Source organism: Caulobacter sp. S45 (assembly GCF_009765965.1).
In the GTDB taxonomy this organism is placed as follows: Bacteria; Pseudomonadota; Alphaproteobacteria; order Caulobacterales; family Caulobacteraceae; genus CAHJWH01.
Window position 1 is genome coordinate 2,243,402 of the sequence record NZ_LMUL01000014.1, and the last position, 17,794, is coordinate 2,261,195.

Here is a 17,794-nt window from a genome sequence, read left to right on the forward strand (position 1 = left end):
ATCCTCCCGCCGATCCCATGGCCGTGCTTCCGGCCGCCCCGCCCTTTGCAGCCACCGTGCTGACCATGTTCCCGGACGCCTTTCCCGGCCCGCTGGGGGTCAGCCTGATCGGCACGGCCTGGCGGGAATCGGGCCTGTGGGCGCTGGAGACAGTGGACATTCGCGCCTTTTCCAAGGATAAGCGCGGGTTCCTCGACGACACCCCTGCGGGTGGCGGCGCGGGCCAGGTGCTGAAAGCGGACGTCATCGCAGCTGCCCTCGATTCCATCGAGGGCGCGGGACGGCCGTTTTTGTACATGAGCGCGCGCGGATTTCCCCTAACCCAGGCGCGCGTGCGCGAGTGGGCGGCGGGGCCGGGCGTGGTGGTGCTCTGCGGCCGGTTCGAGGGGGTGGATCAGCGGGTGCTCGACGCCCGGGGGTTCGAAGAGGTCGCCGTCGGCGATGCGGTCCTCGCCGGTGGCGAGGCGGCGGCGATGGTGGCGATCGAGGCGTGCGTACGGTTGGTGCCCGGCGTTCTTGGGCAGGCCGCATCGCTCAGTGAAGAGAGTTTCGAGGACGGTCTCCTCGAACATCCGCAGTTCACCCGACCGCGGACGTTCGAGGGGATCGACATCCCCGAGATCCTGCTTTCCGGCAACCACGCGGCGATCGCCAAGTGGCGGCAGGCGGAGCGGGAACAGGCGACGCGGGAAAGACGGCCAGATCTCTGGTCGGCCTATCTCGCCAATCAACAGGCAAAGGGCGGCTGAAGCCCAGTCATAGTCAGCGAAGGATTGAGACCGATGAACGTCATTCAACAACTCGAAGCCGAAGAAGCCGCTCGTCTGGGCGAGCGCCGCGCGTCGGTGGACTTCCAGGCCGGCGACACCCTGCGCGTCAACGTGCGCATCAAGGAAGGCGAGCGGGAGCGGATCCAGGCTTTCGAAGGCGTGTGCATCGCCCGCGCCGGCCAGGGCGTCCAAGAGAACTTCACCGTCCGCAAGATCAGCTTCGGCGAAGGCGTCGAGCGGGTGTTCCCCGTCATGTCGCCCAACATCGAAAGCATCGAAGTGAAGCGCCGGGGCGCCGTGCGCCGCGCCAAGCTCTATTATCTGCGCGATCGCCGCGGGAAGTCGGCTCGTATCGCCGAACGCAAGGTGACCCAGACCAAGGTCGAGGCCCCCTCGGAGGCCTGATCGCTGCCGGCCGCCGCTCTTGCGCGGTGGCGACAGGGTCTGTCCCCAAATACGATTGTCTAAGCTCGAACCTGAGCGCCCCGGGCGCTCAGGTTTTTGCGTATGGCCGCCGGCGGTCCCCGTCCCCAGTGTGTCGCCCTCGACACACCTGGGCGCATTTGTCGCGTTCGCGATCTATCAAGTTGAATCGCGTTGAACATTTTCCAGTCGAAGCCGCTTACACTCGACCAAGTAGAGTGGGGACGACGTGCGGTAATGTATTTCGTGGTCCGACGGACATGGCTCGCTGGCGCTGATCCGACCGGCGAACCGGACATCGTCAAAACGGTGGCCAAGGCTGTTTCGCACGAAGCGGCCGAACAGCGCGCCGCCATTCTGGCGCAGGCGTCCAGCCGGGCCCGCCTCGACGCTGAGCAGGGGGTGTGGCTGTGCAAGGCCCCCGACGCGCTGCATGTCTTCCAGGTCGTCGCCGAGGATGAAGCCTCCGCGACCGTGGGGGCGGCCAGGGGCGGCGCGCGGACGGAGGTCGTGCGCGTATCCATGCGGCTTCTGGGCGCCTCGGCCTAAGCGGTCGGCGAACCCAGGCGCGCCCTCAAAGCATGGAGGGCAGCACCCGGTCGGGCGGCTTATGCCCATCCTCGAACGCCTTGATGTTGATGATCACCTTGTCGCCGGTCTCCGCACGGGCCTCCGCCGTGGCCGAGCCCATATGTGGTAGCAACACGACATTGGGCAGTTTCAGCAGGCGCGGATTGACCGCCGGTTCGTGCTCGAACACATCTAGTCCAGCCCCCGCCAACGCGCCCTCCGCCAACATGTTGGCCAGCGCCGTCTCGTCGACGATCTCGCCGCGGGCGGTGTTGATCAGGATGGCGTGGGCCGGCATCAGCTTGAGCCGCCGGGCCGACAACAGGTGATAGGTGCCGGGCGTATGGGGGCAGTTGACCGAGATCACGTCCATGCGGGCGAGCATCTGATCCAGGCTTTCCCAGTAGGTGGCGTCGAGTTCCTGGGCGATGCGGGCCGGGACGGGTTTGCGGTTGTGGTAGTGGATCGACAGGCCGAACGCCTTCGCCCGCCGCGCCAGCGCCTGGCCGATCCGGCCCATGCCGACGATGCCGAGCGACTTGCCGCGCACCCGGCGGCCCAGCATCCAGGTGGGGGTCCAGCCGACGAACTGGCCGCGTTCCAGCGCCCGCACGCCCTCCACCATCCGGCGCAGGTTGGCCAGGATCAGCGCCATGGCCATGTCGGCGGTGTCTTCGGTCAGCACGCCCGGCGTGTTGGTCACCGTGATCCCGCGCAGGTTGGCCGCGGCGACGTCGATATGGTCGAAGCCCGCCCCGAAATTGGCGATCAGCTTCAGGTTCGGCCCGGCATGGGCGAGCGCTTGGGCGTCGATGCGGTCGGTGACGGTGGGCGCCAGTACGTCGGCCCGCGCCAGCGCCGCCGCCAGGGCATCGGCGTCCAGCGGCAGGTCATGAGGGTTCAGCTCGACATCGAACAGTTCGCGCATACGCGTCTCCACCGCTTCGGGGAGTTTGCGTGTGACGACGACTTTGAGCTTGCGATTGGCCATGAGGGGGCATGAATAGAGCGCGTGAGCACGCTCGGGACCACGGTCTGTAGCAAAGCGGCCGGTGGGGGCCAATGGGCGCTGAGCTTTGCGGTCGTCGCCGCCTTGTGCTTGGGGGGCTGTTCGCGTCATTCCGGGCAGCCGGCGCCTCAGGCCGGGCGCCAGACGCCCTCCGGCCTGCCGGTGCCGCGCTACATCTCGCTGAAGTTCGGCAAGGTGAACGCGCGCGGCGGTCCCGGCGACGAATACAAGCTGCTCTGGATCTACCAGGTGAAGGGCCTGCCGCTGCAGGTGGTGGCGGAGACGCAGGAGTGGCGCCGCGTGTGCGACTATAGCGGCGCCATGTCCTGGATCCACCGACGTACCACCGAGGCCCAGCGCACGGTGCTGAGGACCCGGGCCGAGGACCTCCAACTGCGCGCCCATCCCAGCGACACCGCCGCCGTCAGCGCCACCCTGGTCGGCCACGCGCTGGCCGACCTGAAGGGCTGCAAGGACGGCTGGTGCGAGGTCTCGGTCGGCCACGCCAAGGGTTGGGCTCCGGCCGGAGCCGTCTGGGGCGCCGCCGATCCGCCCCAGTGCCACTGAAGCCGCTTCGTTGTTTCCCGCGTCGCATCGATCTTCGCCTGGCCAATCTCACGGCCGCGGTTGAGGCGGCGGCCTTGGTCGTGTAACCGGGGCGGCTCGACCCGCCGGTTCCGCCACCGGCGGCTCTCGCTTAAGGATATAAGACCCCCGAATGACGGCCGCCGCCAAGACCAGTTTCGATACCGAGGACCTGCTGTCCTGCGCCCGTGGCGAGATGTTCGGTCCGGGAAACGCGCAGCTTCCCGCCCCGCCCATGCTGATGGTCGATCGCATCACCGAGATCAGCAAGGACGGCGGTACGCACGGCAAGGGCTTCATCCGAGCCGAACTCGACATCAGCCCCGAGCAGTGGTTTTTCCTCTGCCACTTCTATGGCGATCCGGTGATGCCGGGCTGTCTGGGCCTGGACGCCATGTGGCAACTGGTGGGCTTCTTCCTCGGCTGGTCCGGCGCGCCGGGGCGCGGACGGGCGCTCGGCGTGGGCGAGGTTAAATTCACCGGCCAGGTGACGCCAGCTGTCAAGAAAGTGGTCTACAAGATCGACTTCAAGCGGGTGATCATCCGCAAGCTGGTGATGGGCGTGGCGGACGGCGTCATGGAAGCGGACGGCAAGCCGATCTACAGCGCCCAGGATTTGCGCGTCGGCCTGTTCGACGCCAAGGACCTGGTCTGACCAGGTCCACACCGAGGTAGGGGGGCGGAGAGACTATGCGCCGCGTCGTGATAACCGGCATCGGCATCGTGTCCTCTATCGGCGGTACGGCCGATGAGGTGACGACCTCGTTGCGCGAGGCGCGTTCCGGCGTCGTCGCCGCGCCGGAATACGCCGAGCTGGGCTTCCGCTGTCAGGTTCACGCGCCACCCCATATCGACGGCAAGCCGATCGACTGGGAGGCGTTGGTGGATCGCCGCGCCGCCCGGTTCCTCAGCCCCGGCCTCGCCTACGCCCACCTGGCCATGGAACAGGCCATCGCCGACTCCGGTCTGCAGCCGGCCGAGATCGCCCATGAGCGCACCGGCCTGATCGTCGGTGCCGGCGGCCCCTCCACCCGCGCCATCGTCCAGGCCGCCGAGACCACCCGCGCCAAGGGCCCCAAGCGGGTCGGCCCCTTCGCCGTGCCCAAGGCCATGTGCTCGGGCCCGTCGGCGGTGCTGTCCACCTGGTTCAAGACGCGGGGGATCAACTATTCGATCTCCTCGGCCTGCGCGACCTCCACCCACTGCATCGGCGCAGCCTACGAACAGATCCAGCTCGGCAAGCAGGACCTAGTGTTCGCCGGCGGCTGCGAGGAGCTGGACTGGACCCTGTCGGTGATGTTCGACGCCATGGGCGCGATGTCGTCGGACTTCAACGACCGCCCAGCAGTGGCCTCGCGCGCCTATGACCGCGACCGCGACGGCTTCGTCATCGCCGGAGGGGCTGGGATCGTGGTGGTGGAGGATCTCGAACGCGCCCTGGCCCGCGGCGCCAAGATCTATGGCGAGATCGTCGGCTACGCGGCCAACGCCGACGCCCACGACATGGTCGCCCCGTCCGGCGAGGGCGCGGTGCGCTGCATGCGTCTGGCGTTGCAGGACGTGAAGGCGCCCATCGACTACCTCAACCCGCACGGCACCGGCACCCCGATCGGCGACGCCAAGGAAACCCAGGCCATCCGGGAGGTGTTCGGCGACAAGCTTCCCGCCATCTCCTCCACCAAGTCGCTGACTGGCCACAGCCTGGGCGCAGCGGGCGCGCAGGAGGCGATCTACTGCCTGCTGATGATGCAGCACGGCTTCATCGCCGAGAGCGCCCACATCGACAATCTGGACGAGGCCTTCGCCGGCCTGCCGATCCTGCGCGCGAGACAGGACGGAGCCCAGCTCCAGACCGTCATGTCCAACAGCTTCGGCTTCGGCGGCACCAACGGTTCCTTGGTGATTAGCCGCTACGATCGCTAGAGGTTTCCCAAGCCTCCGCGAGGTTGCTCCGTGCGCCGGACCTATATCGTCACCCTGACCTGCGCCGACCGGATCGGCATCGTCGCCGACGTGGCCGGCTGCCTGGCGGCCCAGGACTGCAACATTCTGGAGAGCGGCCAGTTCGGCGACGGTGTGGTGGGGCGGTTCTTCATGCGCTCGGTGGTGGAGGCGCCCAACGCCTTGACCCTGGACGCGCTACGGCTGGCGTTCGCGCCGGTGGCGGCCCGCTATGGCATGGACGTCCGCTTCTACGACCAGGCCGCGCCCACGCCGACGGTGATCATGGTGTCGCGGCTCGGGCACTGCCTGAACGACCTGCTGTTTCGCGCCCGCATCGGCGCCCTGCCCATAGATATCCGCGCGGTGGTCTCCAACCACGAGGACTTCCGCGACCTGGCCGAGGCGTCGGGCGTCCCCTTCCACCACCTGCCGCTGGACGCCGGCAAGGCGGCGCAGGAGGCGCGGCTGATCGAGGCGGTGGAGGCGTCCGGCGCCGAGCTGATCGTGCTCGCCCGCTACATGCAGGTGCTCTCGCCGGAGCTGTGCGCGCGGTGGAGCGAGCGGACGATCAACATCCACCATTCCTTCCTGCCCAGCTTCAAGGGGGCCAAGCCCTATCACCGCGCCCATGCCCTGGGCGTGAAGCTGATCGGGGCCACGGCCCATTATGTCACCAGCGACCTGGACGAGGGACCGATCATCGAACAGGCGGTGGAGCGCGTGCAGCACAGCCTGAGCATCGCCGATTTCGTGGCGGTGGGACGCGATATCGAGGCGCAGGTTTTGGCCAGGGCGATCAAATGGCACGCCGAGCGCCGCATCCTGCTGAACGGCAGCCGCACGGTCGTTTTCCCGTAATGCGCGTGATGGCTCCGATGTCTCCTCTGGGGAAGCATTCCAGCCGTCCGCGTTAGGGAAAATTCGTCATCGGATGTATACTTCCCTTAAAAATATAAGGGAGGCGAAGGTGACGCGTTCTGGCTTGTTAGGTGTGGCCCTCGCTGCGCTATGCGTGACCTCGACCAGTTCAAGTCACGCGACTCCGCCGGTGCTGACCGGGCCGATAACGCGCATCCCGACATCGCAGACCGACTCCCTGGCCGCCGCGCGCGACGCCGCCGACCGTATGACGGTGCCGGTGATGGTCAACGGGCAGGGACCCTTTCCCTTCGTCATCGACACCGGCGCGGATCGCACCGTGATCTCGGCCGAGCTTGCCGCCACCCTCGACCTCAAGCCGGGCGAGCCGGTGGTGGTCAACGGCACCGCCGGCGTCGACCTCACGCCCACCGCCATCATCCCCCGGCTCGCCGTGGGCGTGCGAGAGATCCTGGACGTGGATGCGCCGATGCTGACGGCGGCGAACCTCGGCGCCGTGGGCATGCTGGGCATCGACAGTCTGAGGGACCAGCGCATGGTGATGGACTTCCACGCCAAGCGCATGACGGTCGAGGCGTCCAAGCGCGAGCATTTCGCCTCCGACGTCATCGTCGTCCATGCCCACAGGCGGTTGGGTCAGCTCGTGCTGGTGGACTCCTCTATCGGCCGGGTGCCGATCTTCGTGATCCTGGACTCCGGCGCCCAGAACACTATCGGCAACTTCGCCCTGCGCGATTTTGTGCGCGGGCAGCGGCGGGGCGACAGCAAGTTGCCGGTCGACGTGGTCAGCGTGTCCGGCCGCACCACCCCCGCCCAGTTCGCCAGCCTGTCGAACGTGAAGATCGGCGGCGTGACCCTGCACAACCTGCCCATCGCCTTCGCCGACCTCCACACCTTCAAGGAGTTCGACCTGAACGACCAGCCGGCCATGCTGCTGGGCATGGACGTGCTGCGCCATTTCGACCGGGTGTCGGTGGATTTCGGCCGCAAGGAAGTCAGTTTCCGCGTCCCCGACGAGGGCTGAACCCCCTCCGCACGCATGGAAGACGCCGGGTCGCCTTGACCGCGGGCGGATCGCTCGCCAGGGAACAGCTTGGCCGTCGCAGCATGTCTCGGCGAGCCCTCTCGGAGCTGTACGCAGAGACATGGCGAGAAACATGCCCAGGGACACGCCATGAGCGTCGTCCCGCCTGCTTCCCCGCCTCGCACCGGCTGGCCGACACGTCCGACCCTGTGGGACGCGCTTTCGCTTCTCACCCTGGCGCTGTTCGCCTTCGCGGCCCTGGTCTGGCGTTACGACGCCACGCCGCTCCAGCTTTGGGACGAAAGCCGCAACGCCAACAACGCGCTGGAGATCGCGCTTAACGGCCACTGGCTGACCCCCACCTTCGGCGGCGTCCCCGACCACTGGAACACCAAGCCGCCCCTGCTGATCTGGCTGATGGCCGCGGGGCTGAAGCTCGGCCTGCCGCCGCTGATGGCGATCCGCCTGCCGTCCTGGATTGCGGCCTTCGGGACCTTGGGCCTGGTTTGGACCGCACTGCGTTTCGGCCTCAAGGATCGGATCGCCGCCTTCGTCGGCGGCGCCCTGATGCTGTCTTCGCTCGCCTATGTCGGGGCGCACGCCGCGCGCACCGGCGATTTCGACGCCCTGGAGAGCCTGTTCGTCGCCGGCTACGTGCTGTCGGGATGGGCGGCGTTCGAGGATGGGCGTCGCCGGGTGAGGTGGCTGGCGGCGACCGGCGCGTTCGCCATGCTGGCGGTGATGACCAAGGGGGTGGCGGGCCTGCTGGCGGCGCCGGGCCTCGTGGTCTTCGCTCTGGTCCGGTCCAAGGCCCTGCTCGCCATGGTGCGGGACTGGCGGACCTGGCTGATCGCGGCGGCGGCGCTCGGTGTATGCCTCGGCTACTATCTGCTGCGCGAGCGATTCGATCCCGGCTACATCCGCGCCGTCCTGGCCAACGAGGTCGGCGGCCGGTTCATGACCGTCAGCGACGAGCACCGGGGCGGGTCGGACTACTACCTCCAGGTCCTGGCGACACGCTTCGAGCCCGGCCTGATCCTGCTATCGACCGCCGTCCTGCCCCTGGCGGGGCGCGATGTCCGGCGGCGGTCCCTGGCGCTGGTCGCCATCCTGTCGGCGGTCGCTTTGCTGGCGGTGCTGTCGGCGGCCAAGAGCAAGCTCGACTGGTACGCCACGCCGATGATCCCGCTGTTCGCCACGGCGGCGGCGGTGGGGACCTCCGACCTGCTCGCCCGGCTCAAACCGAGGCTCGCCTCGGCGATGGGTATCGGGACGGGGATGGCGCTCGCGGCGGCGATGGCCTTCACCGTCTTCCTGCAGCAGACGGCCACGACCACCAGCCACGGGGACCTCGACGGCCCCCAGTTCGGCTACGCGCGGCTGTTCGCCCGGATCGAGGCCGCCCACGCCGCGCGTTCGGTGATCGCGGTGGACGACGGCTTCGCCAACGCCGCGGGCTTCAAGGCCTACAACCCGATCCTGAAATTCTACGCCCTGCGCGAAGCCGGCCGGGGGCTCCAGGTGGCCATCCTACCGGCGCAGGTATGGCTGGGCGTGGGCGCCGATATCGTCACCTGCGATCCGTCCGCCCTGGACCGGCTGCGCGACGACTATCGCCTGACGGTGCGGCTGCGCGACCGCGATTGCGTGCTGGCGCGGATCACCGGCCTGGCGTGAGCCGGGTGCAGCCGAGCACGCCGAAGCGCCCGGACCCGTACTGACGGCACCCCCAGCTGGGGTCCAGATGGGTGATCGCGGGGCGGATGCGGTTGGCGGCGGTGCCCTGGACCACGCTGTCATAGAGCCACAGGATCGCCGAACCCTGAGGTGCGGCCTCGCTGAGCAAGCGGATGTTGGGGTCCTCACCGGGCTTCAGGATCACCGCATCCACGGGGATTTGGGCGCCGGCGCGGTGGAGGAAGAAGCCGCCCAACGCCGCGAGCTGTTCGGGATGCAGCACCGGGTCCACCGGATGGTCCCACAGGAACACCAGGCGCGAGGGATGGCTTCGCGCGAGCGCCGCCGAGGCGCGCTCGAAGTTGTAGCGGCGCGGCGCCATGCGGAAATGCTGGGCGGTGAGGGCCCAGCCGCTGAGCGCCCCAAAGGCGACGATCAGGGCGGCGAAGGCGTAGACCGCGCGCTGGCCGGCCAGCAGCCGGGCCGTCAGAACGAACCCCAGCAGGATGCCCGGCGCGAACGGCGTCAGGTAGCGGAAGGCGAAGCTCGGCCGGAAAAAGCCCATCGTGATCAGCACCGACGCTCCGATCGCCGCCGCCAGCAGCGCGAACCAGGCGCTGGTCTCCCCCCGCTCCATGCGCCCCCGCCCCGGCCAGGCGAAGCGCAGGGTCAGCGATCCCGCCGCGATGAAGCCGAGCGCCCACAGCTGCGGCTCGCGCCCGGCGATATAGCCCGCCACCGCCCACAGCTGGGAGGGTTGCAGGGGCGAGTACCAGGCGATATCGGGCCGCGCGAAGGCCTGGATGCGGGGCAGGTGGAACACCAGCCAGCCGAACGCCGGCAGGAAGGCCAGGGCCGCCGGCCAAGTCTTCACGGCGCGCAGGCGGTGGACCGCGAGGTAGATCATCCCCTGGGCGGCGGCCAGCAGGATGGCGTCGTAGTGGGTCAGGATCGCCGTCGCGCCCAGCGCCGCCCAGACCGTGGCCCGTCCCGTGTCCGGTCGATGCATCAGGCGCAGGAAGGCGAGGGTCTGGAGTGCGCTGACGAACAGCAGCAGGGCGTAGCAGCGCGCTTCCTGGGCGAAGCACAGCGCGGGGAACCACAGCGCCGTCACGGCGCCCCAGGTCAGCCGCTCGGCGCGCGGGAGGCTCTCGACCGGCGTGAAGGTCAGGGCCAGGGGCGTCAGCACGGCGCAGATCAGGCTGGGCACGCGCATCGCCGCGTCGGACAGCCCGAACACGCCCTGCCACAGGTGCATCAGCAGGTAATAGAGCGGTGCGTTCACGTCCCAGTAGACCTGGTGGAAGGTGTCGATCCAGGAGCGCTGCCCGACGATGGCCCCGGTCCAGCTCTCGTCGAGCCAGAAAGCGTCGTTCCGCTGCACCCAGAACTCAAGCCACAGCGCCGTGAGTAGGGCGACGGCTCCTAGGATCAGCAAGGCTCTGGGCGGGGGTGTGCGCGTGGACGTCGGGCCGGTCTTAGCGAGGGGCATGTTTCTGCCCTAGAGCAGGTCGGGCCCGGATGGAAGCGGCGCCTCTCCAGGCTGGATCACTGAAGGACCGGCGCGTCAGCCGTTCTTGTGGAAGAAGCCGTAGACGCGCTCCGCCAGCGCCCGGCTCACCCCGTCCACCTTCTCCAGGTCGGCGACCGACGCGCGCGAGACGCCGCGCGCCGAACCGAACGCGTGCAGCATGGCGCGCTTGCGGCCGGGACCCACGCCCTCGATCTCGTCCAGCGGATTCTTGGCCATGTCGATCCGGCGCTTGGTCCGGTGGGTGCCGATGGCGAAGCGGTGGGCCTCGTCGCGCAGGCGCTGGAGGTAGTAGAGGATCGGGCTCTTGGGCTCGAACATGAACGGCGCCGCTCGTCCCGGCACGAAGAAGCGCTCCAGCCCCGCGTCGCGGTCCGGTCCCTTGGCCACGCCGACCACGGGAACATCGTGCAGGCCCAGGCCCTGCAGGATGGTCAGGGCCGCGTCGAGCTGGCCCTGGCCGCCGTCGACCAGCACCAGGTCCGGGCGCGGCGGGGTCTCGCCGGCTTCCTCTTCCTTCACCAGCCGGCCGAAACGGCGCTGCATCACCTCGCGCATCATGCCGAAGTCGTCGCCGGGGACCAGGTCCTCGCCGCGGATGTTGAACTTTCGATAGGCGTTCTTCTGGAACCCCTCCGGCCCGGCCACGATCATGCCGCCGACCGCATTGGTCCCCATGATGTGGGAGTTGTCGTAGACCTCGATCCGTTCCGGCGGCGCTTCCAGGCCGAACGCCTCGCAGACGCCCGCCAGTAGTTTGGCCTGAGCCGAGCCTTCGGCCATCCGCCGGCCCAGGGCTTCCTTGGCGTTGGTCATGGCGTGGGCGATCAGCTCGCGCTTCTCGCCACGCTGGGGGACGGCGATTTCCACCTTGTGGCCAGTCTGGATGCAGAAGGCCTCGGCCAGCAGCTCGCGGTTGGGCACGTCGGTGGACAGCAGGACCAGGCGCGGGACCGGCTTGTCCTCGTAGAACTGGCCCAGGAAGGCGTCGAGGATCAGCCCAGCCTCGTCCGCTTCCGTAGGCTCTTCGCCTTCCCGGATTTCGTCCCCGATCATGGTGTTCACTCGGGGGAAGTAGGCGCGGTTGCCCCAGTTCTGGCCGGCGCGGAAGAAGAACACCTGGACGCAGGCCTGGCCGCCCTCGACGTGAAGGGCGAAGACGTCGGCCTCGTCCACCGTCTCGGGATTGATCGACTGCTCCATCGAGATCGCCGAGAGGGCGCGGATGCGGTCGCGCAGGCGGGCGGCGCGCTCGAACTCCATCTCCTCCGCAGCGGCCGACATCTCGGTCGACAGCCGCTCCATCACCGCGCGGCTCTTGCCGGTGAGGAACTGGTGCGCCTCGTCCACCAGGCCGGCGTAGTCGGCCTGCGAGACCAGCCCGGTGCAGGGCGCCGAGCAGCGCTTGATCTGGTGCAGCAGGCAGGGGCGTGTGCGGCTGTCGTAGACGCTGTCCGAACAGGACCGCAGCAGGAAGGCCTTCTGTAGGATGTTGACGGTGCGGTTCACCGCCCAGGTGCTGGCGAAGGGCCCGAAATAGTCGCCGGGAATGGTGTGGGCGCCGCGGTGCTTGCGCACCTGGGGGGCGACATGGTCGCGGCGGAGCAGGATCTCGGCGAAGCTCTTGTCGTCGCGCAGCACCACGTTGAAGCGGGGCTTCAGCCGCTTGATCAGGTTGGCTTCCAGCAGCAGGGCCTGGGTCTCGGTGCCGGTGGTGATGAACTCCATCGACCGGGTCAGGTGGACCATGTGGGCGATGCGCTGGCTGTGGAACCGGCCCTGGGCGTAGTGGCCGACGCGCTTCTTCAGCGAGCGCGCCTTGCCCACGTACAGCACCTCGGCCTCCTCGCCGATCATGCGGTAGACGCCCGGCGCGTCGGGCAGGCGCTTAACCTCGTCCTGGATCAGGGCCATGCCGACGAGACGCGCAGCTTCGGGACGCTCGGCCTCGGCGGACGTGGCCTGGGGCGCGGCGGGGAGTTCGCTCATGGCGCCTATATAGGCGTGGCGATCCCGCCGCGTCGCGGGCGGGTTGTCGCCCTTGGGGGTCGCGGGTTTAGGCTTTGCGAGCCCGCAGAGTCTCGACCACGCGCTTGACGTCCTGGGCCCGGTCCTTGGGCAGCACCACCACCGCGCCGCCAGCGGCCACCACGATCACGTCGCGAAGGCCCACCACGCCCACCTGCACCCCGATGTCGGCCCAGACCATGCAGTCGTCGCTGTCCAGCACCACGGAATGGGCGGGGGTGACGTTGCCGCGCGCATCCTTGTCGCCCAGCCGCCAGAGTTCGCTCCAGGAGCCGATGTCCGCCCAGCCGGCCGTGCAGGGGGCGACCGCCGCCAGGCGGGTCGGCTCCATCACCGCCACGTCCACCGATTCGGAGGGTACGGCGGCGAAGGTCGCGTCGGTCAGGCGGATCGTCGTGTCTTCGCGCTCGGCGGCGTCCAGGGCGACCGTCACCGCCGTCAGGATGTCCGGGCGGTGGGCCTCGAGTTCCGACAGCATCACTTCCGGCGCGAACAGGAAGATGCCGCCATTCCATGAATAGCCGCCCTCCGCCACGTAGGCTTCGGCGATCGCCCGCGCGGGCTTTTCGGCGAAGCGGACCACTTCGAACACGCCTTCGCAGATCGGCGCTCCGCTCTGGATATAGCCGTAGCCGGTCTCAGGCGCGGTCGGCGTGATGCCGAAGGTGACGATCCGCGTCGACGCCGCCACGCCGCAGGCCACGGCCGCGCGAAACGCCCGTTCGTCGGCGATCACATGGTCGGCGGGCAGCAGCACCGCCAGGGCGCCAGGACAGAGCTCCTGCACCAGCTTCGCCGCCATGGCGGCCACGGCGGCGGTGTTGCGCCCGAACGGCTCGAGCACCACGGCGAGGGGCTCGACCCCGATCGCCTTCAGATGATCTCGCGCCAGCGCTTCGTGGGCGCGGTTGCAGATGATGATCGGAGGCAGGAAGCTCAGGCCCATTTCCAGGCCCGACTCCGGCGAGAACCTGAGTGCGGTCGCCTGGATCATGGTCGCGGCGCCGCCCAGGGGGTGGAACTGCTTGGGCCGTGCGTCGGTGGACAGCGGCCAGAGCCGGGTCCCCGATCCGCCGGACATGATGACCGGAACGATCCGCATCGGCGTCCTCGCGTCTGCCGCCATCAAATCCAAGCTCCTGTTTCATCGTTGCGTCGCCCCGAGTCAGGCGGACGGGGTTGTCCCAGCATGCTCGACACGTGCGACAGCCACTTGCGCCGGTCGAACACTTCCTCCGCCCTGGCGCGAGCTCGGGCGCCGAGGGCCGACCGTGCGCTCGGATCGGCGATCAGGGTGCGCAGCGCCGCCGCCGCCGCATCCAGGTCCGGATCTGCCCACCATCCGCCTGCATAAAGCGCCTGGGGATCTTCGACCGGAATGGGGCGCCAGCCCACGAGCACCGAAGACGCCTCATTCATGAAGTCCATATTGCCGGACCAGGCGGTGGCGACCACGCATTTTCCGAGCCACATGGCTTCGGCGGGCAACAAGCCGAATCCTTCGGCACGGTGCAAGGATAATAGGATGTCGGCGCTGGCGATCAGGCGCGTCATGTCTTCGGTTGAGAGGTCTTCCGAGAGCAACACGATATCGCTACGCGTTTCCGCCTCCTGTTTGAGCGCGTCGAACAGGGCGGGTTCCTGGCGCGCGCCGGACAGTTTGCAGACCAGCCGCACGCCCGCGCGCGGTTCGGGCATGGCGCGCCGGAACGCTTCGAGACCGCCCCAGGGGTTCTTGCGAGCGGCGGTGGACTTCAGGTCCAGGCCCATGAGCGTGATGCAGGCGTCCACGGGTAGTCCGAACCGGGCGCGATCGGCCTCCAGGCGTGGAATCATGAAGATCGGGTGCGGCACGACATGGATCGGAATGCCGGGAGGCGCAGCCTTGCGCACCGCCTCGGCTGTGAAGTTGGAGGGGCACCAGACCTCGTCCACATAGGCGAACGCCTTCAGCCAGCTTTGCGGAATGGTCGGCAACTCCCATGCCCAGTAGCCGATGTGCCGGCGTCCCCACAGCGCCTGACCAAGGGTGCGTGGCAAGAAGCGAACGAGCTCGGTCGGATTGAAGTGGGTCACGACCACGCCGCCCCTGAGCGGGTGGGCGGAGCGTAGGGGATCGCCAAGGTCCGCGGGTGCATGGAGCGTGGGCCCCACGTCCAGGGTTGCGACCTCGCAGGCGCCGGCGAGCGCCTGGGCGAACAGTCGCGCGCCCTGACCAAGTCCCGTGCTCGAGGAAAATAAGCCGGCGACCAGGAGGGGAGGGGCCGCCGGCCGTCCTCGGCGCCAGACAACGGCCATCAGCGTCGGTGTGATCGCCGTGAGCGCACGATCCCAGGATAGGTGGGCGGATCGGCGCCATCTTTCGGGCAGCCCCTGCCACGTTCGCCGCAGGAGGCTCGCCGTCATGGCGGCGACCTTGGATGGGCGGCTATGGCGTTTGGGCGTGGCGTCGGAATCTGCGGGCCTTACTGCGGCGTTGCGGGTAGGGGTGCGGGGTGAGGCTGTATACCGGCTGGGGCGGCAGGTACGCCGCTCATGGCGTTGGCTGGGGCGGCGTTCGGTGCGGCGGGGACGCTGTTGGCGGGTTTGGCGGGCTTATGGGCGACGACGCGCCAGGCGAGGGCGCCGAGGATGACGACCACGACGATGGCGATGATGATCCACAACTCGGCGCGAGTGCGCTCGGCCTCGGGGTCGTGGATCCTGGAATAGTCCTTGGGGGCCATGATCGCCTCTCAGGCCTCCGCCATCTTCAGGCCGCCGCCGCCGGCGACCCAGCCTTCGGTGGGACCGAAATAGGTGATGCGCCCGCTGTCCATCACGCACACCTTGTTGCAGACCTGCTGGGCGAGGGCGAAGTTGTGGGTGCCCATGACCACGATCTTGGCCCGGTCGACAAAGCCCTGCATCCGCTCCATCGCCTTGGTTATGAAGTCGGCGTCGCCGGCCGCCAGCCACTCGTCGAGCACCAGCACGTCGGCGTCGAACTCGGTGGCGCAGGCGAACATCAGCCGCGCCATCATGCCCTGGGAGTAGGTCTTCATCGGCAGGCGCACGAAGTCGCCCAGGCCGGAGAACTCCACGATCGCGCCCATGCGCGCGTCGATGGCCTTGGCGGGGATCATGCGCATGGCCCCCATCTTGCGGATATTCTGCAGGCCGGTGGCGTCCATATCCAGACCCGCGCCGAGCGCGATCATGCTGGTCATCTCGCCTTGGACGTCCACCCGGCCCCGGGCGGGCAGGTAGATGCCGGCGATGACCTTGAGCAGGGTGGTCTTGCCCGAGCCGTTATGGCCGATCAGGGCCAGACGATCGCCTTCCTCGAGGTTGAAACTGACGTTTTCCAGAGCGCGCACGACGGTGATGTCGCCCTGGTCCTTATAGAGCTTGCCGCCGACGGCCATGTTGAACACGGCGTTGCGCAGCGACTGGGCGCGCACGCTGTAGACGTAATAGTCCAGGGTGACGCCGTCGAGGCGGACCGAACAGCTCATGATCGCTCCCTACAGCCAGAACACGACGCGCTTGCGGAACAGCGCAAGCATGACGATGACGATCGCGAACTGGGCGAACAGGGTGGCGAAGCCCCACTCCCAGCTCAGCAGCGCAGGCGCGTGGCCGAGCAGGGGCTGGCGGACCAGTTCGAGCAGGTGGGCGAGGGGGCTGTATTGCGCCACCAACCGCAGGGGCCTCGCTGCGGTGGCCGGGGCCCAGAAGATCGGAGTCAGGAAGAACAATATCTGGGTGAGGAACAGCACCGTCTGGTTGATGTCGCGGAAGCGGGTGGAGGGGATGGCGACGATCAGGCTCATCAAGGTCATGTTGGCCAGCACCAGGGGCAGGCTGAGCAGGATGTGCCAGGTGGGCAGGGCGCCCAGGCGCAGCAGCGCCAGGACCACCCAGAAGGCGATCAACTGGGCCAGGAAGTTGATGAAGGCCCGGTGCATCATCAGCAGAACGTGGAAGGTCAGCGGCAGCTTCATCGTCTGCATAAGGCCGGCTGAGGCGAGGAAGACGCCCGAAGCCTCGCCGAGCACGCCGCCGATCAAGTTCCAGGCGAGGATGCCGCCGATGATGGTGGGGAAGTTGGTGCGGTAGTCGACGCCCGACAAAGCGCCGAAGACGAAGGCGAGCGCGAAGGAGATCGCCAGCAGGTTGGCGGTCAGCCAGAAAGGGCCCAGGATGGTGCGGCGGAAGCGGGCGACGGTCTGTTCCCAGCCCAGGCGGGACCACAGCGGCGTCAGCCGGAACCCGTCGATGATGTCGCGAACGGCGCCTTCGACAGCGTCCATCTAGTTCCAATCCAAGTGTGCTGATCCAGCCGGGCTGCGTGGCCGGCCGTCTGTCCAGGTGTCAAAAGGCGATTTTGGGGCGGCCCAGCTGTGCAAACGCCCTCAATGTTTCAGTTTGGAATATCCTTGCGAACCGATTGGCGACGAGCGCTGGTGAAGCGCTCCTGCCGCCGCTGATGTTCCCGGCGGAGCTAACAGATCGACCCCGACGAAACAAGACACGGCTTCCACGCGATCCTCCGGCACCCCACTCTACGACGAGTTGCGTCGCATCGAACGCGAACTGCTTGATCTAGCGCGGATAGGCGCTCGGCGCGTCGCCAACCAGCTTCTCCCCGCACATTTCCGCCGTACGGGCGTCGCGCGCGCCAATCGCCGCGGCCAGGGTGCGGTGAAGCTCGATGTCGGCGAGCTGCTCCGCCGGGCTCTGTTTCTCCATGGCGTAGATCCAGAACCGGGTGGCGATATTCTGCAGCGACACGACGAAGCGAGCCAGCATGGGGTTATGCGTCGCCGCCGCCACCGCCTTGTGGAAGCGGCGATCCATTTCCAGCAGGGCGCGGAAGTCGCCGGCCTCCACCGCCGCTTCGGCCCCCACGAAGGCGGACTCGATGGCGAGCAGGTCGCTTGCCGTGGCGTTTTGCGCCGCCAGGGCGGCGGTGCGCGCCTCCAGCATGTGGCGGACCTGGAAGGCGTTCTCGATCTCGCGGATGTCCAGGGGGGCGACGACCGTCCCCACCCGTGGTCGGCGCAGCACCAGGCCCTCCAGCGCCAGCCGGCCTAAGGCGTCGCGCACGCCGGAGACGCCCGCAACGTATTTCGCGGCCAGGGCCCGCTCGTCCAGGACCCCGAGGGGGCGAAGCTCGCCCAGGATGATGTCCAGCAGGAGCTGTTCGTAGACGCGCGCCTTCTGAAGTCCAGGCGACCAATCGCCATCCGCGGAGACGCTGGCGTCGGGGCCTTTCATTCGGCTGGCGACTTGCGGGGCGACGGACGTGTTCATGGTGCGTGAAATGTTACATCCGCATGTCTTTGCAATAGGTTGTCGCCCGTTCGTCC

Annotated in this window: 18 protein-coding genes; 9 read left to right on the forward strand and 9 right to left on the reverse strand. The window is 68.2% G+C overall.

The window, feature by feature from the left end:
• Positions 1–17: 17 nt before the first annotated feature.
• The 3 genes from trmD (at position 18) to GSQ87_RS17490 (ending at position 1,742) form a co-directional block, all read left to right on the forward strand.
• Positions 18–749: a tRNA (guanosine(37)-N1)-methyltransferase TrmD gene (gene trmD / locus GSQ87_RS17480; protein WP_158917848.1), complete on the forward strand. Its 732-nt coding sequence runs from the start codon at positions 18–20 to the stop codon at positions 747–749.
• Between the two features lie 33 nt (positions 750–782).
• A complete protein-coding gene (rplS, locus tag GSQ87_RS17485; protein WP_158916609.1) occupies positions 783–1,175 on the forward strand; it encodes a 50S ribosomal protein L19 in 393 nt (130 codons plus the stop codon).
• Positions 1,176–1,430: 255 nt separating this feature from the next.
• Entirely contained in the window at positions 1,431–1,742 is a 312-nt protein-coding gene (locus GSQ87_RS17490; protein WP_158916611.1) for a hypothetical protein, read from the forward strand.
• 25 nt (positions 1,743–1,767) lie between these two features.
• Here GSQ87_RS17490 and GSQ87_RS17495 read toward each other — a convergent pair whose 3' ends face one another.
• Complete coding sequence (locus tag GSQ87_RS17495) at positions 1,768–2,754, reverse strand: D-glycerate dehydrogenase (protein WP_158916613.1); 987 nt, start codon at positions 2,752–2,754, stop codon at positions 1,768–1,770.
• Between the two features lie 21 nt (positions 2,755–2,775).
• On the opposite strand from GSQ87_RS17495, the gene GSQ87_RS17500 reads away from it, so the two are divergent.
• From GSQ87_RS17500 to GSQ87_RS17525, 6 genes are all read left to right on the forward strand, one after another.
• Positions 2,776–3,339: an SH3 domain-containing protein gene (locus tag GSQ87_RS17500; RefSeq protein WP_254063065.1), complete on the forward strand. Its 564-nt coding sequence runs from the start codon at positions 2,776–2,778 to the stop codon at positions 3,337–3,339.
• Positions 3,340–3,490: 151 nt separating this feature from the next.
• Entirely contained in the window at positions 3,491–4,012 is a 522-nt protein-coding gene (gene fabA, locus GSQ87_RS17505; RefSeq protein WP_158916615.1) for a 3-hydroxyacyl-[acyl-carrier-protein] dehydratase FabA, read from the forward strand.
• Between the two features lie 35 nt (positions 4,013–4,047).
• The gene (gene fabB / locus GSQ87_RS17510; protein ID WP_158916617.1) at positions 4,048–5,280 is read left to right on the forward strand and encodes a beta-ketoacyl-ACP synthase I; all 1,233 of its coding nucleotides are present in this window, start codon (positions 4,048–4,050) and stop codon (positions 5,278–5,280) included.
• Between the two features lie 30 nt (positions 5,281–5,310).
• A complete protein-coding gene (gene purU, locus GSQ87_RS17515) occupies positions 5,311–6,159 on the forward strand; it encodes a formyltetrahydrofolate deformylase (protein ID WP_158916619.1) in 849 nt (282 codons plus the stop codon).
• A gap of 109 nt (positions 6,160–6,268) precedes the next feature.
• Positions 6,269–7,204 carry a retroviral-like aspartic protease family protein gene (locus GSQ87_RS17520; protein WP_158916621.1) on the forward strand — a complete coding sequence of 312 codons (936 nt, stop codon included), beginning with the start codon at positions 6,269–6,271 and terminating at the stop codon, positions 7,202–7,204.
• A 150-nt stretch (positions 7,205–7,354) separates the two neighbouring features.
• Positions 7,355–8,881 (forward strand): glycosyltransferase family 39 protein, encoded by a 1,527-nt coding sequence (locus tag GSQ87_RS17525; protein WP_158916623.1) that lies wholly within the window; start codon positions 7,355–7,357, stop codon positions 8,879–8,881.
• Here the strand turns inward: GSQ87_RS17525 and GSQ87_RS17530 are convergent.
• The 8 genes from GSQ87_RS17530 to GSQ87_RS17565 form a co-directional block, all read right to left on the reverse strand.
• A complete protein-coding gene (locus GSQ87_RS17530; RefSeq protein WP_158916625.1) occupies positions 8,865–10,373 on the reverse strand; it encodes a glycosyltransferase family 39 protein in 1,509 nt (502 codons plus the stop codon). The two genes, GSQ87_RS17525 and GSQ87_RS17530, sit on opposite strands and share 17 nt — an antisense overlap.
• 75 nt (positions 10,374–10,448) lie before the next feature.
• Positions 10,449–12,401, reverse strand: a complete 1,953-nt coding sequence (uvrC, locus tag GSQ87_RS17535) for an excinuclease ABC subunit UvrC (RefSeq protein WP_158916627.1) — start codon at positions 12,399–12,401, stop codon at positions 10,449–10,451.
• A 67-nt stretch (positions 12,402–12,468) separates the two neighbouring features.
• Positions 12,469–13,566 (reverse strand): mannose-1-phosphate guanylyltransferase, encoded by a 1,098-nt coding sequence (locus GSQ87_RS17540; protein WP_254063066.1) that lies wholly within the window; start codon positions 13,564–13,566, stop codon positions 12,469–12,471.
• Positions 13,566–14,738: a glycosyltransferase family 4 protein gene (locus tag GSQ87_RS17545; RefSeq protein ID WP_158916629.1), complete on the reverse strand. Its 1,173-nt coding sequence runs from the start codon at positions 14,736–14,738 to the stop codon at positions 13,566–13,568. Before GSQ87_RS17545 ends, GSQ87_RS17540 begins: the two co-directional genes overlap by 1 nt.
• 167 nt (positions 14,739–14,905) lie before the next feature.
• Entirely contained in the window at positions 14,906–15,166 is a 261-nt protein-coding gene (locus GSQ87_RS17550; protein ID WP_158916631.1) for a hypothetical protein, read from the reverse strand.
• Positions 15,167–15,175: 9 nt separating this feature from the next.
• Complete coding sequence (locus tag GSQ87_RS17555; RefSeq protein WP_158916633.1) at positions 15,176–15,937, reverse strand: ABC transporter ATP-binding protein; 762 nt, start codon at positions 15,935–15,937, stop codon at positions 15,176–15,178.
• Positions 15,938–15,946: 9 nt separating this feature from the next.
• Entirely contained in the window at positions 15,947–16,735 is a 789-nt protein-coding gene (locus GSQ87_RS17560) for an ABC transporter permease (protein ID WP_158916635.1), read from the reverse strand.
• Between the two features lie 292 nt (positions 16,736–17,027).
• Positions 17,028–17,702 (reverse strand): GntR family transcriptional regulator, encoded by a 675-nt coding sequence (locus GSQ87_RS17565; protein WP_158917854.1) that lies wholly within the window; start codon positions 17,700–17,702, stop codon positions 17,028–17,030.
• Positions 17,703–17,794: the final 92 nt, after the last annotated feature.